This is a genomic window from Streptomyces sp. NBC_00237 (assembly GCF_026342435.1).
GTDB lineage: Bacteria > Actinomycetota > Actinomycetes > Streptomycetales > Streptomycetaceae > Streptomyces.
Genome location: NZ_JAPEMT010000001.1, coordinates 2359033 through 2383498, shown reverse-complemented (window position 1 = coordinate 2383498; position 24466 = coordinate 2359033). Strand labels below are relative to the sequence as shown.

At 71.7% G+C, this 24466-nt stretch carries 22 protein-coding genes and 2 pseudogenes; 9 read left to right on the top strand and 15 right to left on the bottom strand.

Annotated elements, in window-relative coordinates; translation table 11 throughout:
- Positions 1–179: 179 nt before the first annotated feature.
- Both OG897_RS10550 and OG897_RS10545 read right to left on the bottom strand, forming a co-directional pair.
- Complete coding sequence (locus tag OG897_RS10550) at positions 180–503, bottom strand: chorismate mutase (protein ID WP_266655084.1); 324 nt, start codon at positions 501–503, stop codon at positions 180–182.
- 20 nt (positions 504–523) lie between these two features.
- Positions 524–1402: an AraC family transcriptional regulator gene (locus OG897_RS10545; RefSeq protein WP_266655082.1), complete on the bottom strand. Its 879-nt coding sequence runs from the start codon at positions 1400–1402 to the stop codon at positions 524–526.
- Between the two features lie 226 nt (positions 1403–1628).
- Between OG897_RS10545 and OG897_RS10540 the strand changes: the two genes are divergently transcribed.
- Positions 1629–3416 (top strand): beta-galactosidase family protein, encoded by a 1788-nt coding sequence (locus tag OG897_RS10540; protein WP_266655080.1) that lies wholly within the window; start codon positions 1629–1631, stop codon positions 3414–3416.
- 746 nt (positions 3417–4162) lie between these two features.
- Here the strand turns inward: OG897_RS10540 and OG897_RS10535 are convergent.
- Positions 4163–4951 (bottom strand): trypsin-like serine protease, encoded by a 789-nt coding sequence (locus OG897_RS10535; RefSeq protein WP_266655078.1) that lies wholly within the window; start codon positions 4949–4951, stop codon positions 4163–4165.
- A gap of 232 nt (positions 4952–5183) precedes the next feature.
- On the opposite strand from OG897_RS10535, the gene OG897_RS10530 reads away from it, so the two are divergent.
- The gene (locus OG897_RS10530) at positions 5184–6089 is read left to right on the top strand and encodes a hypothetical protein (protein ID WP_266655077.1); all 906 of its coding nucleotides are present in this window, start codon (positions 5184–5186) and stop codon (positions 6087–6089) included.
- Positions 6090–6247: 158 nt separating this feature from the next.
- A complete protein-coding gene (locus OG897_RS10525; RefSeq protein WP_266655075.1) occupies positions 6248–7981 on the top strand; it encodes an ankyrin repeat domain-containing protein in 1734 nt (577 codons plus the stop codon).
- On the opposite strand, the gene OG897_RS10520 is transcribed toward OG897_RS10525, so the two are convergent.
- From OG897_RS10520 to OG897_RS10485, 7 genes and pseudogenes are all read right to left on the bottom strand, one after another.
- Positions 7941–9683 carry an FAD-dependent oxidoreductase gene (locus OG897_RS10520; protein WP_266655074.1) on the bottom strand — a complete coding sequence of 581 codons (1743 nt, stop codon included), beginning with the start codon at positions 9681–9683 and terminating at the stop codon, positions 7941–7943. The genes OG897_RS10525 and OG897_RS10520 overlap by 41 nt on opposite strands.
- Positions 9680–10140 (bottom strand): annotated as a pseudogene (locus OG897_RS10510) (flavin reductase family protein). The gene OG897_RS10520 and the pseudogene OG897_RS10510 overlap by 4 nt, the downstream one beginning before the upstream one ends.
- Before the next feature lie 159 nt (positions 10141–10299).
- Complete coding sequence (locus OG897_RS10505; protein WP_266655072.1) at positions 10300–10722, bottom strand: ribonuclease domain-containing protein; 423 nt, start codon at positions 10720–10722, stop codon at positions 10300–10302.
- 417 nt (positions 10723–11139) lie between these two features.
- Complete coding sequence (locus tag OG897_RS10500; RefSeq protein ID WP_266655071.1) at positions 11140–12153, bottom strand: phosphotransferase; 1014 nt, start codon at positions 12151–12153, stop codon at positions 11140–11142.
- A gap of 440 nt (positions 12154–12593) precedes the next feature.
- Positions 12594–12791, bottom strand: a pseudogene (locus tag OG897_RS10495) (DUF397 domain-containing protein).
- 120 nt (positions 12792–12911) lie between these two features.
- Positions 12912–13124, bottom strand: a complete 213-nt coding sequence (locus tag OG897_RS10490; protein WP_266655069.1) for a DUF397 domain-containing protein — start codon at positions 13122–13124, stop codon at positions 12912–12914.
- A complete protein-coding gene (locus OG897_RS10485) occupies positions 13121–13957 on the bottom strand; it encodes a helix-turn-helix transcriptional regulator (protein ID WP_266655067.1) in 837 nt (278 codons plus the stop codon). The genes OG897_RS10490 and OG897_RS10485 overlap by 4 nt, the downstream gene beginning before the upstream one ends.
- A gap of 107 nt (positions 13958–14064) precedes the next feature.
- Here OG897_RS10485 and OG897_RS10480 point away from each other — a divergent pair, with 107 nt between their 5' ends.
- A complete protein-coding gene (locus tag OG897_RS10480; protein WP_266655065.1) occupies positions 14065–14259 on the top strand; it encodes a hypothetical protein in 195 nt (64 codons plus the stop codon).
- Between the two features lie 294 nt (positions 14260–14553).
- Here OG897_RS10480 and OG897_RS10475 read toward each other — a convergent pair whose 3' ends face one another.
- On the bottom strand, positions 14554–15471 hold the full coding sequence (locus tag OG897_RS10475) for an SDR family oxidoreductase (RefSeq protein ID WP_266655063.1): 918 nt from the start codon (positions 15469–15471) through the stop codon (positions 14554–14556).
- A 1-nt stretch (position 15472) separates the two neighbouring features.
- A complete protein-coding gene (locus tag OG897_RS10470) occupies positions 15473–16243 on the bottom strand; it encodes an SDR family oxidoreductase (RefSeq protein WP_266655061.1) in 771 nt (256 codons plus the stop codon).
- A gap of 66 nt (positions 16244–16309) precedes the next feature.
- Between OG897_RS10470 and OG897_RS10465 the strand changes: the two genes are divergently transcribed.
- Genes OG897_RS10465 through OG897_RS10445 form a run of 5 tightly spaced genes read left to right on the top strand, consistent with a single transcriptional unit; the run spans position 16310 to position 20794 of the window.
- Complete coding sequence (locus OG897_RS10465; RefSeq protein ID WP_266655059.1) at positions 16310–17092, top strand: enoyl-CoA hydratase family protein; 783 nt, start codon at positions 16310–16312, stop codon at positions 17090–17092.
- Entirely contained in the window at positions 17089–17943 is an 855-nt protein-coding gene (locus tag OG897_RS10460; RefSeq protein ID WP_266655057.1) for a CoA transferase subunit A, read from the top strand. Before OG897_RS10465 ends, OG897_RS10460 begins: the two co-directional genes overlap by 4 nt.
- The gene (locus tag OG897_RS10455; RefSeq protein WP_266655055.1) at positions 17940–18695 is read left to right on the top strand and encodes a CoA-transferase subunit beta; all 756 of its coding nucleotides are present in this window, start codon (positions 17940–17942) and stop codon (positions 18693–18695) included. Before OG897_RS10460 ends, OG897_RS10455 begins: the two co-directional genes overlap by 4 nt.
- The gene (locus OG897_RS10450; RefSeq protein ID WP_266655053.1) at positions 18692–19792 is read left to right on the top strand and encodes a nitronate monooxygenase family protein; all 1101 of its coding nucleotides are present in this window, start codon (positions 18692–18694) and stop codon (positions 19790–19792) included. Before OG897_RS10455 ends, OG897_RS10450 begins: the two co-directional genes overlap by 4 nt.
- A gap of 30 nt (positions 19793–19822) precedes the next feature.
- Complete coding sequence (locus tag OG897_RS10445) at positions 19823–20794, top strand: tyrosine-protein phosphatase (protein WP_266655051.1); 972 nt, start codon at positions 19823–19825, stop codon at positions 20792–20794.
- 115 nt (positions 20795–20909) lie between these two features.
- On the opposite strand, the gene OG897_RS10440 is transcribed toward OG897_RS10445, so the two are convergent.
- From OG897_RS10440 to OG897_RS10430, 3 genes are all read right to left on the bottom strand, one after another.
- Positions 20910–22640, bottom strand: coding sequence for a DEAD/DEAH box helicase (locus OG897_RS10440; RefSeq protein WP_266655049.1), 1731 nt, complete (start codon positions 22638–22640; stop codon positions 20910–20912).
- A gap of 130 nt (positions 22641–22770) precedes the next feature.
- Entirely contained in the window at positions 22771–22974 is a 204-nt protein-coding gene (locus OG897_RS10435) for a cold-shock protein (protein ID WP_003969786.1), read from the bottom strand.
- 332 nt (positions 22975–23306) lie between these two features.
- Positions 23307–24464 (bottom strand): acetyl-CoA C-acetyltransferase, encoded by a 1158-nt coding sequence (locus tag OG897_RS10430; RefSeq protein WP_266655047.1) that lies wholly within the window; start codon positions 24462–24464, stop codon positions 23307–23309.
- Positions 24465–24466 lie beyond the last annotated feature (2 nt).

Below are 24466 nucleotides of genomic sequence, written 5' to 3'. Positions count from 1 at the left end.
GGGTAACGGCGGGCGGCTCCGGGGTGGGCCCGGAGCGAGAGGGGCCGCCCCCTTGCCCGCCCGTCCCGCCCCCGGGGGGCGGCCCCGCCGCCCAAGGAGGCTCGGCGGAAGCGGAGCCCAAGAGGGCTAGGCGAGCGGCCTCGCCGCACGGAGCACCGCCCCGCCGTATGGGGCCCTCGTCACTCCGAGGGGGTGTCGGCGATCTGTTCGTGGTGGCGGATGACTTCCGCGATGATGAAGTTGAGGAGCTTCTCGGCGAAGGCCGGGTCGAGTTTGGCGGACTCGGCCAGCCCCCGAAGGCGGGCGATCTGGCGGGCTTCGCGGGCCGGGTCGGCGGGCGGGAGATGGTGTTCGGCCTTGAGGTGGCCGACCTGCATCGTGCACTTGAAGCGCTCCGCGAGCATGTGGACGACAGCCGCGTCGATGTTGTCGATGCTGTCGCGGAGCCGGTCGAGTTCGGCCCGTACCGAGGGGTCGACGGGGCCGGTGGTGTCGGTGGTCATGGTCGTCGAGCTTACGTGGATCAGGTGGCGATCGTCGGTGGATGTTCGGGATGCGGGATCTGGTTGCTCCATCCCCCGGGCACGGTGCGTCCCTGTTGTTCGCGGAAGCGGACGGGGGCGGTCCCGACCCGGCGGGTGAAGAGGCGGGAGAAGTAGGCGGGGTCGTCGTAGCCGACGCGGCGGGCGACGGCGGCGACGGGGAGTTCGGTGGCGGCGAGGAGTTCCTTGGCGCGGCCGAGGCGGATGCCGAGGAGGTAGTCCTTGGGGCTGCACCCGGCTCCTCGGCGTACGGCGTTGCGGAGTTCGGCGGGGGTCATGCCGTGCCGGGAGGCGTGTTCGGCGACGGAGAGGGGCTGGAAGGCGTCGCGGGCGAGGGCGGCCAGGACGGGGTCGCCGTCGGCGCCGAGGTCGGCGCGGGCGCGGCGCAGGGCGACGAGGAGTTCGTGGACGGCGGCGCCGGTCTCGACTTCGAGGAGGGGGTTGCCCCGGCGGGCGGCGCGGGCGATGCGGCCGACGGCGGCGCGGGCTCCGGCGGTGTCGGCGAGGGGGACGACGGGCCGGTCGGGCTCTATGTAGCCGAGTTCGGTGTACGTGGCGGTGGCGGGCCCGGTGAAGTCGACGAAGCTCTCGTCCCAGCCGGTGTCGGGGTCGGGTCCGTAGTGGTGCGGGACGCCGGGGGTGACCCAGAGGAGGGCGGGTGCGGTGACGGTGGTGCGGCGGCCGTCGGCGCCCCGGTACCAGCCGGAGCCCGCGCTGATGACGATGGCGACGTGGTGGTCGAGGGTGCGGGGGCCGACGGTGGGGAGGGTGCCGTGCTGGAGGCCGACGCCGAGGCAGACCAGGCCGAGTTTGTGGTGGGTGGGGCTGGGGGTGAAGTAGCGCATCCAGGTGTGGTACATCCGCGTCCCTCGTCCGTCCTCGGGTGGTCCCCTGCCGGTCCGTGAACCACGGTCCGTGCGTGCCGGTCCGTACGCACCGATCCGTACGCACCGATCCGCACCCACCGGTCGTGCCCGGCTCTCGTAGCCAACCGTCCAACTTCCGTTGATCTTTGTCCATGGACCGGTCCGGCCGCCAGGGGGGAGGGTGTGTCCCTTGTCGTCGACTTCCGGATGGGTGGGGACCGTGGCTGACTTCACGGTGGGTGACCAGGACTTTCTGCTGGACGGGCGACCGGTGCGGCTGCTGTCCGGGGCGTTGCACTACTTCCGTGTGCACGAGTCGAGTTGGGGGCACCGGCTGCGGATGCTGCGGGCGATGGGCCTCAACTGCGTGGAGACGTACGTCCCGTGGAACCTGCACGAGCCGGAGCCGGGCCGGTTCCACGACGTGGACGCGCCGGGCCGGTTCCTGGACGCGGTGGCGGAGGCGGGGCTGTGGGCGATCGTGCGCCCGGGGCCCTACATCTGCGCGGAGTGGGAGAACGGCGGGCTGCCGCACTGGCTGACCGGGCCGTTGGGCACGCGGGTGCGGACGCGCGACGGGGCGTATCTGGGGCAGGTGGAGCGGTGGTTCCGGCGGTTGCTGCCGCAGGTGGTGCAGCGGCAGGTCACGCGGGGCGGTCCGGTGGTGATGGTGCAGGTGGAGAACGAGTACGGGAGTTACGGGTCGGACGCGGTGTATCTGGGGCGTTTGGCGGGGTTCTTGAGGGAGGTGGGGGTGATGGTGCCTCTGTTCACCTCGGACGGGCCGGAGGACCACATGCTGACGGGCGGTTCGATTCCGGGGGTGCTGGCGACGGCGAACTTCGGGTCGGGGGCGCGGGCGGCGTTCGAGACGCTGCGGGCGCATCAGCCGTCGGGGCCTTTGATGTGCATGGAGTTCTGGTGCGGGTGGTTCGAGCACTGGGGTGCTTCGAGGGTCGTACGGGACGCGGGGGACGCGACGGCGGCGCTGCGGGAGATCCTGGAGTGCGGGGCGTCGGTGAACCTGTACATGGCGCACGGCGGGACGAACTTCGCGGGCTGGGCGGGGGCGAACCGGGCCGGTGAGCTGCACGGCGGGGAGCTTCAGCCGACGGTGACGTCGTACGACTACGACGCGCCCGTTGACGAGTTCGGGCGGCCGACGGAGAAGTTCTGGCGTTTCCGGGAGGTGCTCGCACCGTACGCGGAGGGTCCGCTTCCGGAGGTGCCGGAACCGCCGGTGCGGTTGGCGGGTCCGCTGGAGGTGGAGTTCACGCAGTGGGCGCCGCTGGGGGACGTACTGGAGGCGCTGGGCGGCGAGGAGACGGAACGCGGTGTTCCGGCGACGTTCGAGGAGCTGGGGGTGGGGCGGGGGCTGGTCCGCTACCGGGTGGAGGTGCCGGGGCCGAGGCAGGCGTATCCGCTGGGGGTGCGGGGGCTGCGGGACCGGGCGGTGGTGTGGGTGGACGGGGTGCGGGCGGGGTCCCTGACGGAGGAGGACTGTTTTCTGGCGGAGCCGGTGGCGGGGCCCGCGGTGGTGGAGCTGTGGGTGGAGTCGCTGGGGCGGGTCAATTACGGGCCCCGGGTCGGGGAGTCGAAGGGGCTGACGGGGGGTGTGCTGCACGAGCGGCAGTATCTGCACGGGGTGCGGTCGAGGGGGCTGCGGCTGGAGGCGTTCGAGGATGCGGGGGCGGTGCGGAAGGTGGGGTTCCGCGGGGTGCCGGGTGGGTCGGGTGGGGCGGGTGGGTCGGACGGGCTCCCTGCGGGGCTCTACTCGGGAGAGTTCACCGTCGCCGAGGGCGGGAGCGGGGATGCGGGGCTGGAGTTGCCGGGGTGGGGGCGGGGGTTCGTGTGGGTGAACGGGTTCTGCCTGGGGCGGTACTGGCCGGGGGTGGGGCCGCAGGGGGCGCTGTTTGTGCCGGGGGCGGTGGTGAGGGACGGGGTGAATGAGGTGTGGGTGCTGGAGGTGGAGGGAGGTGGGGGTGAGATGACGGGGGCGGTGGGGTAGGGGACCCGGCCTGGTCGGCCCCGACCCGGTCGGGGGTGCGGTTCTACGGCGCGGGGGTGGGGGTGAGGGTGGCGCTGGGCTGGGGTTCAGGCCGCTGCGTGCGGGCGGGGGTGGGTCGCGGTCCAGGCCACTGCCCGGGACGGGGATGGGTCGCGGTCCAGGCCACCGCGCGCGGGCGAGAATCCGTCGCAGTCCAGGCCACTGCCCGGGACGGGGATGGGTCGCGGTCCAGGCCACCGCGCGCGGGCGAGAATCCGTCGCAGTCCAGGCCACTGCCCGGGACGGGGATGGGTCGCGGTCCAGGCCACCGCGCGCGGGCGAGAATCCGTCGCAGTCCAGGCCACTGCCCGGGACGGGGATGGGTCGCGGTCCAGGCCACCGCGCGCGGGCGAGAATCCGTCGCAGTCCAGGCCACTGCCCGGGACGGGGATGGGTCGCGGTCCAGGCCACCGCGCGCGGGCGAGAATCCGTCGCAGTCCAGGCCACTGCGCGCGGGCGGGAATCGGACGCAGTCCAGGCCACGGCGCGGGACAAGCCCCCTGCCCGCCGCTTCCCCGAAGCGCTCGCCGCGCTGCTGGTCTCGGGTATGTGCGAGTGCGCCGTGGCTGCTCGCGCCCGCGCGGCGGAGCCGTACATGTCACAGCTCCGCGCCCCTGACTACCAGCCCCGTGCACACGGAAGGGGCGGGGCCCCTGCACGCCGTACCGCACGCGTGCACAGCAGCCCCGCCCCTCGCACAAGACCCCTTACAGGGTCGAAGCGGCCTGCGCGATCGCCGACGCGAAGGTCGAGACCTCCGTGTACACGCCCGGGTAGTTCGGCCGGGCGCAGCCGTTGCCCCAGCTCACGATGCCGACCTGGATCCACGCGCCCGCGTTGTCCTTGCGGAACATCGGGCCGCCGGAGTCACCCTGGCAGGTGTCCGTGCCGCCCTGCGCGTACCCGGCGCAGATCTCCTCGCCGGGGATGAGGTCGCTGTACGACGTCTTGCACGACGCGTCGGACACGAAGGGCACCTGCGCCTTGAGCAGGTAGCGCTGCTGCGCCCCGCCCTCGCGGGCCGCGCCCCAGCCGGCGACCGTGAAGGTGCCGGAGTTGTACGAGGTGTTGGTGGCGATCTTCAGCGTGGGCTGGTTGATCGGCTTGGCCAGCTTGATGAGCGCCCAGTCCTTGCCGCTGCCGTTGTAGCCGGGGGCCTGGAGGACCTTGGTGGACTTCACCTTGATGGCGCTGGAGCTCTGGAGGTCCACGACGCCGGCGGTGGCGGTGATGCTGGTGTTGTTCCCGGAGCCGTCGACGCAGTGGGCGGCGGTGAGGACGATGTCCTTGGCGTAGAGCGCGCCGCCACAGCCCATGGAGAGGCGGACCATGAACGGGAACTCGCCCTGGGCGGCGCGCGTTCCTCCAACGACGGGCTGGGTGCCGGGGGTTCCGGTGGTTCCCGCGGAGGCGCCCGCGGGCTGGAGACTGAATGCGGCGAGCGCGACCGCGCCTATGACGGCGGATCTCTTGATGGCACGGAGTACGTTCTTCAACGGAGTGCCTTTCGTGGGGGGTGGAGAGGGAAGCGCACTGCACGGAGCACCTGCCGAACACGCACGGAGCACACACATCACACACGGCACGCACCGATGCAACGCTGGCATGAGCCCGTCAACGCGCTGTTGGATTATGTGGAGTTGATCCATCGGCCGACAAGGGTTCCTTTTCGGCCAGCCCGCGGCGGGCGTCGACGGGCATCCTGGACCGGTGGCAGAAGGGGCGCACATGGGCATCGCGGACATCGGCAGCGAGGTCGAGCACGGCTTCCCGCACCTGGACACGGTGCGGGCGGCCCTCACCGCGCTCTACCGGCGGATCGGCGAGGACGGCGTGCACGCGTACGTGCCGAGCGTGTTCCCCGCCGACGTGGCCTTCTCCGTACAGGACGATCCGCATCTGGGGGCCCAGGAGGTGGCCCGCGCGCTCGTCTCCCACCTGCGTCTGCCGGACGCCCGGATGATCGTCAGTTACCGGCAGATGGAACACGCGGCCGGGGTGGAACTCACCGCGGGGCCCGAGTACTTCATCGAGCTCAACGAGCGCTTCCTCACCCATCGCCGCGACATCGGCGCCGCCCTCGCGCACGAGATCACGCACGTCCTCCTGCACCGCCTGGACCTGTCCTTCCCCGGCACGCGCGACAACGAGATCCTCACCGACACGGTGACGACGTACCTCGGTGCGGGCTGGCTGCTGCTCGACGCCTTCCGGCAGGACGGGGCCTCCAGCCAGAAGCTGGGCTATCTCACCCCGGAGGAGTTCGGGTACGTGCTCGCCAAGCGCGCGCTGCTCCTCGGGGAGGACCCGGCCCCCTGGTTCACCAGCGCGGAGGCGTACACGGCGTACACGAAGGGCATGGCCCAGGCGCTGCGCGACACCCGGCAGCCGCCCCTCGCGGAGGCGGGCCGACTCGCCCGGCACCGGTACGCCAAGGATCGCAGGCTAGCCCGGGAACACGGCGGCACGGGCACGCCGGGCCCTCTCGCCCGGTACGCCTTCGAGGGCGAACCGGCGGCGCTGCGCGTCTCGTTCCCCTGCCCGACCTGCCACCAGCGGCTGCGGGTGCCGGTGCGCGGGACGCTGCGGGCGCGCTGCGGCCTGTGCCGCACGGTCCTGTCCTGCGACACGTGAGGCGCTTCCGCACCCCCGGCACAGCACTTCCGCGCCCCCGCGCAGCCCTTCCGCACCCCCCGCAGGGGGCGTCCTCGCCCCCTGCGTCACTCCCACCCATCTGACCAGCACAGCACCTGACCTGCGGGAACGGTCGGCGGTCCGCGTAGGGTCGAAGGATGGACTACGAGCCGACAGCGGGCCTGCGGGACCTGTTCGAGGCTGTGCACGGTGGCGAGGACGACGCTGTTGTACGGCTGCTTCGGGCGGGCGTCCCGGCGGAGGCCACGGACATCGACGGAACGACCGCCCTCTACGCGGCGGCGGCGAACGACCGCCCCGGGGTGGTGCGTTCGCTGCTCGCGGCGGGCGCGGACCCGGACCGGCCGGGCGGCCCGGACGGCGGGGACCTGCCGTTGTGCGCGGCGGCCGTCGGCGGTCACACCGAGGCCGTACGGGCCCTCCTGTCCGCCGGGGCGCGGCCCGACCTGCGCGAGGACTACGGCTTCACGGCGCTGACCTGGGCGGCCGGGCGCGGCCACGCGCGGACGGTGGACGTACTCCTGTCGCACGGCGCGGATCCCGACCTCCCCGGCCCCGGCGGCGAGTCGGCCCTCGTACTGGCCGCGCGGCGCGGTTCCCCGGCGACGGTGCGGGCGCTGCTGCGGCACCGGGCCGCGGACCGGAGGGCGGCCCTCGCCGAGGCGCGCGGCTGGCTGGAAAGTGATGTGGAGCAAGCGGTGCGGCGACGGTTGCAGCAGATGCACGGGGTGCGGGAGGGCGACGAGTTCGCGGCGCGCCGGGTGGTGGAGGAGGGTGGTACGACGGTGGTGGTGGAGCTGTTGCGGGACGGCGTACCGGTGGCGTCGGACGAGCAGCAGACGGCGCACGCGGCCGTGGTCACGCGCCTGGAGTGCGTGCTCGGCGTGGAGACACCGGCGGCGGAGCTGATGGAGCGGGCGGTCCGCTCGGGGGACCCGGAGGGCAACGACTGGCGGGAGTCGGTGGCGGCGCTGTGGCAGCGGGCGGGCGAGGAGACGTTCCGGGCGGCGGAGTCGTGGTGTGCCGAGTCCTCCACCTTCCTCCACCAAACCTTCGCAGCGGACGTGCTGGCGAGGGTGGGTGGGCGCACCCGCTCGGTACCGCTGCTGCGCGAACTGGCGTCGCGGGAGGCCCCGGCGTGCCTGACCCGGGCGGCGATACGGGCGTTGGGCCGCCACGCCGACCCGACGGCCCTGCCGGAGGTGCTGGCCCGCGTGCCGCATGCCGATGCGGGGGTACGGGAGAGGGCCGCGAGGGCCTTGGGGCGATTGGGCATGTCCGAGCCCGCTGTGAACGCCCTGATCTCCCTGTCCCGAGACCCGGACCTCGGGGTACGCGGGGCAGCGGTGGAGGCCCTGGCGCATCGCGCGGCGAACGGAACGGCGAGCACGCCGATACGGGACGCTTTGGCGCAACAGGTGTCCCCTTCAGGGGCGCGGGGCTGTGACGTGTGCGGCTCCGCCGCGCGGGCGCGACCAGCCACAACGCACCCGCACGGATCCGGGCAGCGCCCGGGGAACGGTGAAAGGGAGGGAAGGGGACCAACGCCGCAGGCAACCTCAGCCCCCCACGCACCCGCAGACACAGACGCACCCGCAGACACAGACGAACTGGACGCACCGGACGCACCGGACGCACCGGACGCACCGGACGCATCAGGAGCCCTCTCCCCCACCACCCCCACCTACGCCGAAGCCGCCCGAGGCTTGGCCGCCTGCCAGGACCCCCGCGCCGCCGACGCCCTCCTCCACGCCCTCGCGGACGGAGCCCCCGGCACCCCCGCCCACGACATCGCCCGCGACGCCCTCCGCCACGTACGGGACGAAAGGCTCAGGCGGCGCCTGGAGTGGACGACCCCTCGCCTGCGATGACCGGGAGGACCGAGAGGACCGGGAGGACCGAGGCGATGTCGTTGACCGCCGCCCAGCTGAACGCCATCGCGGGCCCGATCGTCGCGCCAGGACCGGGGTACGTCTCCCCCATGACCGCCGCCGAACAGTTCCCGGAGGCATACAGTCCCTCGATCACGGACCCGTCCTCGCGCAGCACCCGCGCCTCGGTGTCGGTCACGAGGCCGCCCTTGGTGCCGATGTCGCCGGGGTGTACCGGTACGGCGTAGAACGGCCCCTTCTCCAGCGGGGCGAGGTTCGGGTTCGGGAGCGTGGGGTCGCCGTAGTACCGGTCGTACACGCTCTCCCCCCGCCCGAAGTCCGCGTCCTTGCCCGCGTCGGCGAAGCGGTTGAACCTCCGTACGGCCGAGGGCAGTTCCGGCGCCGTGATGAGCGTGGCGAGCTGCTCGATCGTCGCGGCCTGCTTGAGGAAGCCGGTCCGGGTCCACGACGCGGGGAAGGGCTGTCCCGGGAAGAGCCCGGCGAACAGGTACCTCGACTTGGAGCGGGCGTCCAGGATCAGCCAGGACGGCACGGTCGTCGCCCCGGGCCGGTCCGCCTCGTACATCGCGTCGACGAACTGGTGGTAGGGGGCCGCCTCGTTGGCGTACCGCTCCCCCGCCGCGTTGACGATGACCATGCCCGGAATGCCACGGTCGGCGACCAGGAAGAAGGAGTTCCCGCCGGGCGGGCAGACCGAAGGCGCGCCCCACACCTTGTCGAGCAGATCGGTCGCCGCCCCGAGTTCCTCACCGAGCCGCAGTGCGTCGCCGACCTGCCCCTCGGAGGCGTGCGTCCAGGCGGCGGACGTCGGAGCCGGGAGGTGCTTCTCGCGCAGCTCCTGGTTGTGCGAGAACCCTCCGGAGGCCAGTACGACGCCGCCCTTGGCCCGTACGGAGACCTCCTTGCCGTCCCGGGTCACGCGCACTCCCAGGACCCGGCCGCCGTCCTCCGCCCGCACGAAGGAGGTCAGCGGGGCGGACAGCCACAGGTCGGCCCCGTGCTTGTCCAGCGACAGGCGCAGTCTGGCGATCAGCGCCTCGCCGAGCGACAGCAGCTTCTTGCCGGTGACCAGGGCCTTCGCTGCGCGCGCACCGACGCGGAGGGCTGCCTTCCGGCCCGCCCAGGTGCGGCTGATCATGTTCACGTGGCGGAAGTCGTACGAGGTGATGGTGAGCCCGTACGTGGCCAGGCCCGCGCGGCGCATGTCGGCGGCGAGCGGCCCGAGTTCCCTGAGGTCGGTGATGCGGGGCTCGATGGAGCGGCCCTGCGCCATGCCGCCCATGGCCTCGGGGTAGTAGTCCGAGTAGCCGGGGGTGTACATGAACCGCACGTCGGTGCGGTCGTGGAACTCCTCGATCATGCGCGGCCCGTGGTCGAGGTAGGCGTCCTTGCGGGCCTCGGGGACGCGGTCGCCGACGGTGGCGTCGAGGTAGGCGCGGGCCTTGGCGCGGGTGTCGCCGAGGCCCGCCTCGTCGAGGTGGAAGTTGGCCGGCACCCATATCGCGCCGCCGGACAGGGCGGTGGAGCCGCCGTACTTGTCGGTCTTCTCCACGATGAGGGCGGTCAGGCCGCGCAGCCGTGCGGTGAGGGCGGCGGCCATTCCGGCGGCACCGGAGCCGACCACGACGACGTCGTAGGTGTGGTCCCAGGCCGGGGAATCGGTCAGCGGAGAATCGGTCATGTGAACACTCCGGTGGCGTAGTCACTGCGGAAGCAGAGCAGGGGCGATCCGTCGGCGCGCGCGTCCAGGCCGAGGACGCGGGCGGTGATCACGTAATGATCACCTGCCTCGTGGACGGCGTACAGCTCGCAATCGACCGTGGCCAGAGCGTTGTTGATGGGGACGGCGCCGCTGGGGCGCGTGCCCGGTCGGCGGACGTGAACGTGGTGAACTTGTCGGCGCCCGTGCGGCCGAGGGCGGCGCAGATGTCGGCCCGGTCGTCGGCGAGGATGCTCGCCCCGAACCGTCCGGCCCGTTCGATCGTGGACCGGCTGCTGGAGTTCCTGCCGACGCCGAGCAGGACGAGCGGCGGGTCGAGGGAGAGCGAGGCGAAGGACTGGCGGGCGAGGCCGTCGGGTTCGTCGCTCTCGTCGAGGGCCGCGACGACGGTGATGCCGCTGGCGAAACGTCCCAGCACGGCGCGGAAGCGGGCGGAGTCGACGGACCCGTCCGACGCTTCGTCGGGCGGTAGTCGGCGGTAATCGGGCGGCAGCCCGGTACCCGGCCCCGCGACGACCCCGCGCAACGGCGGAGGGCCCGTCACGGTGATCTCCGTGACGGGCCCTCAGATTCCTCGTCAGCAGCCGTACTTGACCAGGTCGAACGACGCGTAGTGGTCGGCGGTGTAGTAGTCCTCCTGCGACTTCTCACCCGTCACGACGCGCTTGGCGCCTCGGGTCGGCGCACCCGGGGTGATCACCGTGTACTCGTGGTAGTACCCGTTGGTCTGGCCCGGCAGGACGCCCTCGCGGTTCTTGAAGACGGTCCCGTCCTGCTCGTACGGGTACGGGCCGCCCTTCTCGATGAGCCCCAGGGTGTCGTGCGCCTGAGTGGGCAGCTTGGAGTAGCAGATGTCTCCGACGGCGTTGATCTGTACGGCGGTTGAGGCGACGGCCCCGGAGGGGGCCGAGGCCGTGGCGGTGCCGCCCGCCAGGAGTGCGGACGTCAGGGCGAAGGCGCCCGCGAGGGCGGCGATGCGTGTGCGTGGGGGGATTCGCATGCCTTCATTGATGCGCGTAGAACGTTCCGGGGTCAACGTGAACTCCCGCGAATTCCCCGGACGTTCACCTCCTCCCCCCGCACTCGTGACCGCGTCCCCCTCACTCGTAACTGATCTCCACACGCGCACTGATCGGCACGGTCCGGCAAGCCGTCGAGTTCGACCTCGGCGACGTACGAACCGTCCGGCTCGACGGCCACGGGCTCCCGGTCGAAGACGTCGTCGGACCGTGAGAAGTACTTCTCGCGGTGCACGACACGCGCCCCGGCCCCCCGCAGCGCCCGTTCGGCGGCGTCCGTCAGCGGGGCGGGCCCGCACCCGGGGAAGGCGTCGCTTCCGGTGAGGCTGGGCGGGGCGGCTGCCGCGAAAGGGGCGGGCCGGGAGCCTGCTCCGGTCCGCCCCTCCTCGCGCCTTCGTCTACAGCGGCGGTTCCGCGAAGAGCTCGCGGAGCCAGCGCGCCACGTCGGCCCCGTCGCCGGGCCCCGTGCCCGCCTCGGGGAACAGGCGTCCCCATGACCCGGCCCTCGATACGGCACCGAGTCGGCAGGCCAGGCTCACAGCGCGCCGCAGCTCGGCGGCGCTGTGCCCGTCGCCGGTCCACGGTTCCAGGTAGGCGTCCCGGAGCCGCGGCAGCACGTCGGGGCCGTAACGGCGGCGGACGGCACGGGCGTTGACGAGGAGGCTGGAGAAGGGGTGGCCGACCACGGCGTCGCCCCAGTCGAAGAAGGCGTAGCGGTCGGGGTGGGCCGCCCCCGGCGCGAAGATCTGTGCCTCGTGGAGGTCGGAGTGGTCGAGGGAGTCCGGCACGCCGAAGCTCGCCAACTCCGCGCACCAGTCGGTGACTTGCCCCATGCGGGCGAGCAGCTGGGTGCGCTCCTGCACGTCCAGGGCGGTACACCGGCCCACCATGCGCTCGTACGTCTCCGGGAGCGCGGCGGCCCGCACGCTCGGCACGCCGAGGGCCTCGGCCTTGTCGGCGTACGGGATCAGGGCCCGCTGCATCGTGGCGTACTGGCGCAGGGGCTCGTCCCAGGCGCGGGGGTCGGGGGTGCCGGGCGCGTTGAGGAGGTCCGCGAAGACGGTGCCGCCGTCGGGCCAGAGGGACCAGCCGCGCTCGGCGTCGACGGCGTACGGATGCAGGACGTGTTCGGGCACCCAGCGGGCGAGTGCCTCGCCGAGGCCCGCCTCGAAGGCGGAGGCGGGGGGATTGGCCTTGAACCAGGCCCCGGCTCCGCCCTCCAGCGGGAACCGCACGAGGACCGACCAGGGCCGCACCCGTACGCCGCGCCGCCGGGCGGTGTCCTCCCGGAGCCCGGCCCCCGCCACCGCCCGCCCGGCCCAGTCAAGGGCCTGCCGCTGCCAGCCGGGGTCGTCCCAGGGGGTGCGGGTCGCGGCGTAGTCGCCCAGGTCAAGGGTGAGTCGGTGGTTCATCTCCCCATCTCATCACTGGTGGCGACGAGAACTCCAAGGAGTTGCACCAGACGCACCGCTCAATGCGGCCAGCGTATTACTTTCCATGTCAGCCTCCGAGTGTGGGATTTCCAATGGGGGTGGCCGACTGGCCGGGGGAGGGCGGAATCGCCCTCCCCCGGTCGGCATCATTTGTGCCCAGGCGTCCATTCCTTCTTCCTCAACCTTGTCACCCACGTAATCCCCGACCTTGAAACACGCAGCCCCGACGACGGCGCCCCCACTCCACCAGTGGGCGCGCCAGCGGCAACAGCGGCCGTTCCGCAAGCGGATTCCGTAAGTGCACCAGCTGCCATCCCTGCCCCGATGGCGGCAGCTTTCCCCTCTTCTCCGTTCGCGAGCGCACCCACGGCCTCGACGCCGGACTTCACGTCGTCATAGCTCAGTAGATGCCGCTGGCCTCACGCAGCGAACGCGTCCTCCTTGTACCCGGCCAGAAAGGACGCGAAGGCGTGCGCGGGGAAGTGCAGTTCGGGCCCGCCGGGGTCCTTGGAGTCCCGGAGGGCGACGCAGCCGGGCGGGGTGGCCACCTCGACGCAGTCGCCGCCGTTGCTGCTGTGCGAGGACTTGAACTAGCGGAGAGCTGGGGCTTCGGCCATCGTGGGCCCCTTTCGCTTCGGACTGCCGCCGATGCTAGAGGCCGTGGCCCGTCAGGACGAGACCGCCGCCCTCGCGGGTGCGGGGCGGCGGGTCTGGTGGTACGTGCATCGTCGGCGGGGTCAACGGACCTGGAATTGGCCCGACTTGATACCGGCGATGAAGGTGGAGAACGCGGGGGTGGTCAGACTCAGGGCCGGGCCGTCAGGAAACTTGGAGTCGCGGACAGGGACGATCCCGTGCGTGGCGACGAGATGCGCGGCGGTCTCCACGCAGGCGCCGCCGTTGTCGCTGTAGGAGGACTTGAACCAGGGGGTGGGTGTATCGGTGGTCACTGAATGCCCTTTCGTGCCTCTTCGATCATGGCCACGGTCGCCGCTTGCGACAACGCCTCGGCCTGTAGCTGATGGTAGGTCGTCAACAGGGGGTGCACTGATGTTGCCTCTCGGTCCAGACTCCCTTGCGCCTGGGACTCGGTATAGGCAATGACCGAACGGTCGGCCATCGTGAGCAGGTGGACCGGCAGGTTGAGTGATCTGCGCTCCCCCATGTCGAACGGTGCCACTTGCAGCATGGTGGTGGGACGGGCCGCGAACTGGACCAGATGGTCCAGCTGAGCGCTCATCACATCCCTCCCACCAACGGTTCGACGGACGCAGCTCTCGTCCAGCACCACGAACACCATCGGCGGACGAGACCGTTGCAGTTCCTGCTGTCGCTCCGTGAGAACGGACACTCGTTCAGTGGCCTGCTCCGGGGTGATCGCCCCTCGTCGCACCGCACTGTCCGCCAAGACCTGGGCGTATTCGGGCGTTTGCAGCAGACCGGGAACGATGCCGATGTCGAACACCCGGAGTTCCACCGCACGGCCTTCGTACCCCACGTACTCCGGGAAGCCCTCCAGCAGACTGCCCTGCCGGATCTCGCGCCACTTGCGCTCGAAGGATTCCTGCGCCCCCGCCGTTCCGAAGACCCGGTCAGCAGTGCGCGCAAAGCGCAGAGTTGAAAGCTTCCGCCCGGTTTCAACGGACGAGACGTGCGCGCTGGAGTACTCCATCAGTTTCGCCAGCTCCTCCTGGGTCCAACCGTGCGTCTCCCTCATGCTGCGCAGATGGGCCCCGAAGGCGGCTTGGGGTGAACTGTCCGGATTTAGCTCCTTGCGGTTCAAGACCGCATCACCAACTTTCCCTTCCGAACGGGCAAGTTGAATGATTCCCCGACTGGGGTCACCCTGAACCTCCCAGTAGTGAACCCGCTACGGAGAGGAGCCGCCCCATGCCCAGCACCGCCCGCGCCTGGCTCGCCGCACTGACCGCCGAGTACGGCACGGAAGGGACCCTGCACGTCCCCCACGAGCCCACCGACTCCCCCGAGGGCGACGATGAAGCCGAACCCTCAACCACCCTCGCCGAGTTGAGCGAACGCGTCGCCGACTACAACCGTCAGCGCCGCCTGTTCGGAGGTCGCTGATGACCGTACGCAAAGCCCTGCGCTTCGTCCCGTACCGCATCGCCCCCGACCCGCTCTCCGAGCCCGAGTACGAAGCGGTCTGCGTGTCCGGCGACGAGGCCGACTGCGGTGCGGCGTCCGGCACCGGTGAAACCCCGATGGGGGTGGCCGCGTGGCAGTTCGCCCACACCGGCGAGACCGGACACACCCGCTTCCGGCGCACCTTCCACGAGTACACGGTGGTGACGCCCGCCGACGGCTCGGTGTGTTCCGTCGTCCCGAGGGGCCCGGCCCCCGCCTCCCCGCAGGAAGCCCCTACCGCGCCCCGTACACCGGCTGCGGCCGCTCCGACTCGGCCAGCAGCTTCGACGCCGCCTCCCCCGCCTCCGCCGGAGTCCATCGCGCACCCTTGTCCGCCGTCGGGCCCGGACGCCAGCCCTCCATCACCGTGATCCGGCCCGCCTCGGCCTCGAAGACCCGGCCCGTGACGCCCTGCGAGGCGTCGGAGCCCAGCCAGACCACCAGCGGTGACACGTTCTCCGGGGCCATCCCGTCGAAGGTCCCTTCCCCGGGAGCCGCCATCGTCTCCGCGAACGTGGCCTCCGTCATCCGGGTACGGGCCGCCGGGGCAAGCGCGTTGACCTGGACTCCGTACCGGCCCATCTCGGCGGACGCGACCAGCGTCAGGCCGACGATTCCGGCCTTCGCGGCGGAGTAGTTGCCCTGGCCGACACTTCCCAACAGCCCAGCGCCCGAACTGGTGTTGACGACCCGCGCCGCCCGCTGGCGACCCGCCTTCGCCTCCGCCCGCCACCACTGCGCGGCGTGCTTCAGGGGGAGGAAGTGCCCCTTGAGGTGGACGCGCATGACGGCGTCCCAGTCGTCCTCGTCCAGGTTGACGAGCATGCGGTCACGCAGGAAGCCCGCGTTGTTGACCAGGGTGTCTACGCCGCCGAACACATCGACAGCGGTGGCGATCAGCGACGCCGCGCCCTCCGACGTCGCGATGTCGCCGCCGTGCGCGACCGCCTCGCCGCCCGCAGCGCGGATCTCCGCGACGACCTCCTCGGCGGGGCTCTGCGAGGCCCCCGCACCGTCCGCGCTCACGCCCAGGTCGTTGACGACGACCTTCGCACCCTCGGCGGCGAAGGCGAGTGCGTGGGCGCGGCCCAGACCCCGACCGGCTCCGGTCACCACGACGACGCGTCCCTCGGCAATGCGGGCGATACCCATGTCAGTTCCCCTCGGAGTCGTTCACGTTCGCGGCGTCCAGAAAGGCGGGCCGTTCGCCGCCCCCGTGCACGAGCAGCGACGCCCCGTTGACGTACGCCGCCTTGGACGAGGCGAGGAAGACCGCCGCGTCGCCCACGTCGGACGGTTCGGCCATCCGGCCCGCCGGGATCGTCCGGGCGACCGAAGCCATCCCCTCCTCGTCGCCGTAGTGCAGATGCGACAGCTCGGTGCGGACCATCCCCAGGACGAGGGTGTTCACCCGTACGTCCGGGGCCCATTCCACGGCCATCGAACGGGTGAGGTTCTCCAGTCCGGCCTTCGCCGCCCCGTACGCGGCCGTCCCCGGCGAGGAGCGCGTACCGCTCACGCTGCCGATCATCACGATCGATCCGCGCACCTTCTTCAGGTGCGGATACGCGGCGAGCGAGGCGTTCATCGGTGCGAGGAGGTTCAGCTCGATCACCCGCGTGTGGCGGTCCGCGCCGCCCTCCTCAAGGAGCCGGTACGGGGTGCCTCCGGCGTTGTTGATCAGCACGTCCAGGCGTCCGTACGACTCCGCCACGCCCGCGAAGAAGTCAGCGACCGCGTCCGGGGCACGCAGGTCCACGGGCCTGAACCCGGCCTTGCGGCCCGCCGCTTCGACCGGCTCGTCCGGTGGCCTCCGCGCGCACACCACGACCTGCGCGCCCGCCCCCAGGAAGGCCCGCGCGATGCCCGCGCCGACGCCCCGGGTCCCGCCCGTGACGACGGCGACCCTCCCGTCCAGTTCCATTCGCTGCTACCTTCCTGAGACGAACGCACCTAACAAATGTTTGGTGGAAAGGTAGCTGATCCGCTCATGGGTGTCTCCACCTCCCGCCCCGGCCCCTCGGGTTCCCACAGGGGCATCGCCGTCGTCACCGTCGACTTTCCGCCGGTCAACGCCCTCCCCGTGCAGGGCTGGTACGACCTGGCCGACGCCGTACGAGAAGCCGGGCGCGACCCCGACGTGCGCTGCGTCGTCCTCACCGCTCCGCCCGGCAGCCGGGGCTTCAACGCGGGCGTCGACATCAAGGAGATGCAGCGCGAGACCGCGAACGGCGGCGGCCACCAGGCCCTCATCGGTGCGAACAGCGGCTGCGCCGAGGCTTTCGCCGCCGTCTACGCGTGCGAGGTGCCGGTCGTCGCGGCGGTCGCCGGGTTCTGCCTGGGCGGCGGCATCGGGCTCGTCGGCAACGCCGACGCGATCATCGCCTCCGACGACGCCACCTTCGGCCTGCCCGAGCTGGACCGGGGTGCGCTCGGCGCGGCCACCCACCTCTCACGGCTGGTCCCGCAGCACCTGATGCGCGCCCTGTACTACACCTCGCGCACCGCCACCGCGCAGGAGCTGCATCACCACGGGTCCGTGTGGAAGGTCGTCCCCCGCGAGCAACTCCACGGTGAGGCAATGGAGTTGGCCCGCGAGATCGCCCTCAAGGACGGGTATCTGATCCGGCTCGCGAAGGCCGCCATCAACGGCATCGACCCCGTGGACGTCCGCCGCAGCTACCGCTTCGAGCAGGGCTTCACCTTCGAGGCCAACCTCAGCGGCACCGCCGACCGCGTGCGGAACGACTTCGGCAAGGAGAAGAAGAAGTGACCGACAAGACGATGACCCCCGAAGAGGTCGTCTCCCGCCTGCGCAGCGGCATGACGATCGGGATCGGCGGCTGGGGCTCGCGCCGCAAGCCGATGGCGCTGGTGCGGGCCGTTCTGCGCAGCGACCTCACCGACCTCACCGTCGTCTCGTACGGCGGTCCCGACGTCGGCCTCCTCGCCGCCGCCGGGAAGCTCCGCAAGGTGGTCACGGCGTTCGTGACGCTCGACTCCGTCGCCCTGGAGCCGCACTTCCGCACCGCCCGCCAGGAGGGCGCGTTCGAGCTGACCGAGGTCGACGAGGCGATGTTCATGTGGGGACTGCACGCCGCCGCGAACCGCCTGCCCTTCCTGCCCGTGCGGGCCGGGATCGGCTCGGACGTGATGCGGGTCAACCCCCTTCTCCGTACGGTCACTTCGCCGTACGAGGACGGGGAGACCTTCGTCGCGATGCCCGCCCTGTGCCTGGACGCGGCCCTGGTCCACATGAACCGCGCCGACCGGCTCGGCAACGGGCAGTACCTGGGCCAGGACCCGTACTTCGACGACCTCTTCTGCGAGGCGGCGGACGAGGCGTACGTGTCGTGCGAGCGGATCGTCGACACGGCCGAGCTGACGAAGGAGGCCGCCCCGCAGTCGCTGCTGCTGAAGCGGACCTCCGTCACCGGCGTCGTGGAGACCCCGAACGGCGCGCACTTCACCACCTGCGCCCCCGACTACGGGCGCGACGAAGCCTTCCAGGAGCTGTACGCCACCACCCCGTGGCCCGAGTTCGCCGAGCGCTTCCTGTCCGGCGGGGACGAGTCGGCGTACCGGACCGCAGTGGAGAACTGGCACGAGGAGCAGGCGAAGTGACCACGACATCCCCCACGTCCACCGCCTCCCGCGCCGAGTACTGCGTGATCGCCTGCGCCGAGGCGTGGCGCGACAACGGCGAGGTCCTGGCCAGCCCGATGGGGATCGTCCCCGGCATCGGCGCGCGCCTCGCCAAGCGCACCTTCTCCCCCGACCTCCTCCTCACCGACGGCGAGGCCCTGATCGTCGGCCTCGACGGGACGGTCGAGGGCTGGCTGCCGTACCGCCACCACCTGACCATGGTCACCGGCGGCAAGCGGCACGTGATGATGGGCGCGAGCCAGATCGACCGGTTCGGCAACCAGAACATCTCCTGCATCGGCGACTGGGAGCGGCCCGCGCGGCAGTTGCTGGGCGTGCGGGGTGCGCCGGTCAACACCCTGAACAATCCGACGAGTTACTGGGTGCCGAAGCACTCGACGCGGGTCTTCGTCGAGAAGGTCGACATGATCTGCGGGGTCGGTTACGACAGTGCGGCGGCGGCCGGTCCTGCCGCGACCCGCTACCACCGACTGCCGCGCGTCGTCAGCGATCTCGGGGTCTTCGACTTCGCGACGCCCGACCACGCGATGCGGCTCGCCTCGCTGCACCCGGGCGTCACCGTGGAGGAGGTCCGGGCGGCCACCGGCTTCACGCTGACGGTTCCCGAGGACGTTCCGTACACCCGTGAGCCGACGGCGAAAGAGCTGCGGCTGATCCGTGAGGTCGTCGACCCGAAGAACACCCGCGACCGCGAGGTGAAGCCGGTATGAGCGGGCAGGCGGTACCCCAACCGCCCCTGATGGAGACCGCGTTCACCCGGCTCGTCGGCGTCCGGCATCCCCTCGTGCAGACCGGCATGGGGTGGGTGGCGGGGCCCCGGCTGGTGTCCGCGACCGCGAACGCGGGGGCGCTCGGCATCCTCGCCTCCGCGACGATGACCGTCGAGCAGCTGAGGGCGGCGGTGCGGGAGGTCAGGTCCCGTACCGGCGAGCCGTTCGGGGTGAATCTGCGGGCGGACGCGGGGGACGCGCGGGAGCGCGTACGGATCATCGTCGAGGAGGGCGTGAGGGTGGCGTCCTTCGCGCTCGCCCCGTCGCGCGAACTGATCGCGGAACTGAAGGACGCCGGAGTCGTCGTCATCCCCTCCATCGGGGCGAAGCGGCACGCGGAGAAGGTCGCCGCGTGGGGCGCCGACGCCGTCATCGTGCAGGGCGGCGAGGGCGGCGGGCACACCGGGGACGTGGCGACGACCGTACTGCTGCCGCAGGTGGTGGATGCCGTGGACATTCCGGTGGTCGCGGCGGGCGGCTTCCACGACGGGCGGGGGCTGGTCGCCGCGCTCGCCTACGGGGCGGCCGGTGTCGCCATGGGCACCCGCTTCCTGCTCACGTCGGACTCGACGGTGCCGGACGCGGTGAAGGCGAAGTATCTCCGGGCGACGGTCAGGGACGTGACCGTGACGACCGCCGTCGACGGGCTTCCGCACCGGATGCTCCGCTCGGAGCTGGTGGAGGCCCTGGAGAAGTCCGGGCGGGCGAGGGCGCTGGCGCAGGCGGTGGTGCGCGCGGCGTCCTTCCGGAAGGTCTCCGGGCTGAGCTGGGCGCAGATGGTCCGTGACGGGCTCGCCATGAAGCACGGCAAGAGTTTGTCCTGGAGTCAGGTTCTGTTGGCCGCGAACACCCCCATGTTGCTGAAGGCTTCGATGGTCGACGGCCGCACCGATCTCGGCGTCATGGCGTCGGGGCAGGTGGTCGGCCTGATCGAGGACCTGCCGAGCTGCGCCGAGCTAGTGGCACGTGTCATGACCGAGGCCGAAGCCGCACTCGGAGAGCTGCGCGCACTCCGCACCCTGCCGACACCAGGGTGAATCCGTCCCATCCTCAAGGGAGTTGACCTCATGAGTCGCATGAGCCGCACGAGCCGCACGAGCCGCAATCGAGTACGGCTGGCTGCGGGCGCGGCCGTCGGCGCCCTGGCGCTCGGGGCGCTGCCCGGCACGGCGCTCGCCGACGCGCCGTCGGCCCCGGCCTCGTACAGCTCCGCGTACGGCCACGGCCACGGGCAGCACGGGGAGGGGATCCGGCAGATACCCCTCCAGGGCGCGGTCAACGTCCGCGACGTGGGCGGCTACCGCACGTACGGCGGCGACAGGGTCCGGTACGGGACGGTCTACCGGGCGGACGCCCTCGGCAAGCTCACCGACCCCGACCTCGCGACCCTCGCGGGGCTGCGGCTCGGCAAAGTGATCGACTACCGCGTCCCGGTGGAGGTCCAGTACGACGGCCCGGACCGGCTGCCCGCCGGGCTCTCCGCCACCGCCCGCCCGGTCGACGACAGTGGTCTCTACGGGCAGATGGCGGCGGCCATCGCCACCAGGGACCCGGTGAAGCAGGAGGCCGCGCTCGGCGGGACCAAGGGCTCCGACCTGATGAAGCGGGTGTACGGGACGCTGATCAGCGACCCCGCCAACACGGCGCAGTTCGCGAAGACCTTCCAGGACGTCGCCCGCAGCTCGTCGCGCTCCGCCGTGCTCTTCCACTGCACCTCGGGCAAGGACCGCACGGGCTGGACGGCGTACGTGCTGCTGCGGGCGCTGGGCGTCCCGGAGCAGACGGCCCGCCGCGACTACCTCGCTTCGAACACGATCCGGGCGGCGGCCGACAAGAAGGTCCGCGACGGACTGAAGCAGGCCGGGCTGATGCAGAACCCCGACCTGCTGATCCCCCTCCAGGAGGTGCGTGACGAGTACCTCGACACGGCTCTCGCGGAGGTCCGCAAGCGGTACGGCTCCCTGCACGGGTACCTCAGGAAGGGCCTGGGCCTGGACCACCGCGCCGTCGCCCGCCTCCAGGACCGCCTCCTCGGCTGACGCTCCGTCAGCAGTCCTGGATCCAGCGCTACTTGACGTGCCGTCGGCCTCCTGACGCACGGGAGGGGCTCGTCCGGTGGACGGGCCCCTCCCTCATGCACGTACTGCTGCCTGATCAGGCTGCGGAACGACGCCCGCCCTGGCCGCCGCCCTGACGGCGCTGGCCGCCGGACTGGCCCTGGCCTGCTCCGGCGCGGGACTGCCCCGAGCCGGCCCGCGACTGGCCTCCCGTACGGGAAGCCTGTCCCGCTCCGCTGCGCGCCTGGCCGCCCCCGGCGCGGGACTGGCCCGCTCCTCGGGACTGGCCGCCGCCCGCCGACGCCCCGGCGCGTGCCGGGCGTCCGCCCGCCGAAGCGCCCGGGGCACCCGCACCGGCGCCGGAACCCCCGCGACGGCCCCGCGTCCGGCTGCGCCCGTCCGAGGAGGACGAGGGCCGGCGCTTCGCGGCCTGCTGCTGGACGGGGACCGGGACCTCGACGACGACCGCGACACCGGACGGCTCGCGCGCGCCCGTGATGGTCGCCAGTTCCTCGTCGGTGGACTTGACCCGCGCGGTGTGCGGCGCGATGCCCGCGTCGCTCATCAGACGGGTCATCTCCCGCTTCTCCTCGGGGAGGACGAGGGTGACGACGACACCGGACTCACCGGCGCGGGCCGTACGGCCACCTCGGTGCAGGTAGTCCTTGTGGTCGGTCGGCGGGTCGACGTTGACGACCAGGTCGAGGTCGTCGACGTGGATGCCGCGCGCCGCGACGTTCGTCGCGACGAGGGCCGTGACCTGGCCGTTCTTGAACTGCTCCAGGGTGCGGTTGCGCTGCGGCTGCGAGCGGCCGCCGTGCAGGGCCGCCGCGTAGACGCCTGCGGCCAGCAGCCGCTTGGCGAAGCGGTCGGCGGCACGCTTGGTGTCCACGAACATGATCACGCGGCCTTCGCGGGCCGCGATCCGCGCCGCGACGGCCTTCTTCTCGGTCTCGTCCATGACGTAGAGCACGTGGTGCTCCATCGTCGTGACGGCGCCCGCGGACGGGTCGACCGAGTGCACGACCGGGTCGGTCAGGAACATCTTGACGAGCTTGTCGATGTTCTTGTCGAGGGTCGCGGAGAAGAGCATCCGCTGACCGCCCGGCTCGACCTGCTTGAGCAGCGCGACGACCTGCGGCATGAAGCCCATGTCGGCCATCTGGTCGGCCTCGTCGAGGACGGTGATGGCGACCTGGTCGAGACGGGCGTCGCCGCGCTCGATGAGGTCCTTGAGGCGGCCGGGGGTGGCCACCAGGACTTCCGCGCCACGGCGCAGCGCGTTCGACTGCTTGGTGATCGACATGCCGCCGACGACCGTGGTGAGGCGCAGGTTGACCGAGGTCGCGTACGGCGTCAGCGCGTCCGTGACCTGCTGCGCCAGCTCGCGCGTCGGTACGAGGACGAGGGCGAGCGGCGCGTGCGGCTCGGCCCTGCGGCCCGCCGTACGGGACAGCAGCGCCAGACCGAAGGCCAGCGTCTTGCCGGAGCCCGTGCGGCCCCGGCCCAGGATGTCCCGGCCCGCGAGCGAGTTCGGGAGGGTCGCGCCCTGGATCGGGAACGGCTCCGTCACCCCCTGTGCGGCGAGGGTCTTGAGGAGTGCGGCGGGCATGTCCAGCGCTTCGAAAGTCTCGACCGACGGCAGCGCGGGGGTGATGGTCTCCGGCAGTGCGAATTCACCCGTGGGCGGCGTGGACCGGCGGGCGGGGCCCTTGCCGGAATGCTTCGTCGAAGCCTTGCCGCGGCCCCGGGACGGGGCGGCACTCGACGGTCGGTTGCGCGCCGGACGGCCGGTGCGCTCGGAGGAGGATCGTTCGAAACGGGTCATGCAGTAAATGCCTTCTTCCTGGGGACACCTTTGGGGTGCGAGAGGGAGGAACGGGGGGAACACAACGCAAGCCGGGGCCCGCACCTTCACGGTGCGGGCCCCGGCTAGAGGCTTCGCGCGTCCGGGCAGACTAGGCCGGGACGATGTTCTCCGCCTGCGGGCCCTTCTGGCCCTGCGTGACGTCGAAGGAAACCTTCTGGCCTTCCTGGAGCTCACGGAAGCCCGAGGTGGCGATGTTGGAGTAGTGGGCGAAGACGTCGGCGCCGCCGCCGTCCTGCTCAATGAAGCCGAAGCCCTTTTCCGAGTTGAACCACTTCACGGTGCCAGTAGCCATTTTAAATCTCCTAAAACAGGGGCAGAGCCGGAAATTCGCACTTTACGAATTCCTCGTCGCCGCAATGACCCCATCCGGAGAGCCGGAAACCGGCAATGACCGGAAAAACAAATGTGCACCTGCCGAAGTTCTCGTCAGGCGCACATAAAGTTCATGGGTACCAAAACTGCAACTCGCTTACCGTAGCACGCCCCCGGGCCAGGCGCGCGGTGGATCGTGCCCGGTCAGGCGCCGCACGGCCTGTCGCCCCTTCCGCGCCACCGCGTGTTCACCCGTGCGCCACGCTGCGGGCCGCTTCCCGCTCGCACCCGCACGCCCCGTCGAGCCCGCCCCTACAGCCGCTCGATGATCGTCACGTTCGCCTGCCCGCCCCCCTCGCACATGGTCTGCAAGCCGTACCGACCGCCCGTCCGCTCCAGCTCGTGCAGCAGGGTCGTCATCAGCTTCACCCCCGTCGCCCCGAGCGGGTGCCCCAGTGCGATCGCCCCGCCGTTCACGTTCACCCGCTCCGGGTCCGCCCCCGTCTCCTTCAGCCACGCCAGCGCCACCGGCGCGAACGCCTCGTTGATCTCGACCAGGTCGATGTCCTGGAGGGACATCCCGGTCTTCTTCAGGGCGTGGGCCGTGGCGGGGATCGGCGCCGACAGCATCCGGATCGGGTCCTCGGCCCGCACCGACAGGTGGTGGATCCGGGCCCGAGGCGTCAGCCCGTACTCCCGTACCGCCCGCTCCGAAGCGATCAGCATCGCCGCCGCCCCGTCCGACACCTGCGACGAGCACGCCGCGGTGATCGTCCCGCCCTCCATCACCGGCTTGAGCCCGGCCATCTTCTCCAGGGAGGTGTCACGGCGAGGGCCCTCGTCGACGGTCACCTCGCCGTAGGCCACCGTCTCCCGCTCGAAGCGCCCCTCGTCGATCGCCCGCAGCGCCCGCTCGTGCGACCGGAGCGCGAACTCCTCCATGTCGCGCCGCGTGATCCCCCACGTGTCCGCGATCAGCTGCGCCCCGTGGAACTGGTTCACCGGCGCGTCGCCGTACCGCGCGCGCCAGCCCTCCGAGCCCGCGTAGGGACCTTCCGACAGGCCCAGCGGCTCCGCCGCCTGCCGGGAGGCGAAGGCGATCGGGATCTGGGTCATGTTCTGGGTGCCGCCCGCGACGACCAGGTCCTGCGTGCCCGACATGACGCCCTGCGCGGCGAAGTGCACCGCCTGCTGCGAGGAGCCGCACTGGCGGTCGATGGTCACGCCCGGCACCTCCTGGGGGAGCCCGGCCGCCAGCCATGACGTACGGGCGATGTCACCGGCCTGCGGGCCGACGGTGTCCAGACAGCCGAAGACGACGTCCTCGACGAGGGAGGGGTCGACGCCGGAGCGCTCGACGAGGGCCTTCAGGACGTGCGCGCCCAGGTCAGCCGGGTGGACGGCGCCCAGGCCGCCCTTCCGCCGTCCGACGGGGGTGCGTACCGCTTCGACGATGTATGCCTCGGCCATGG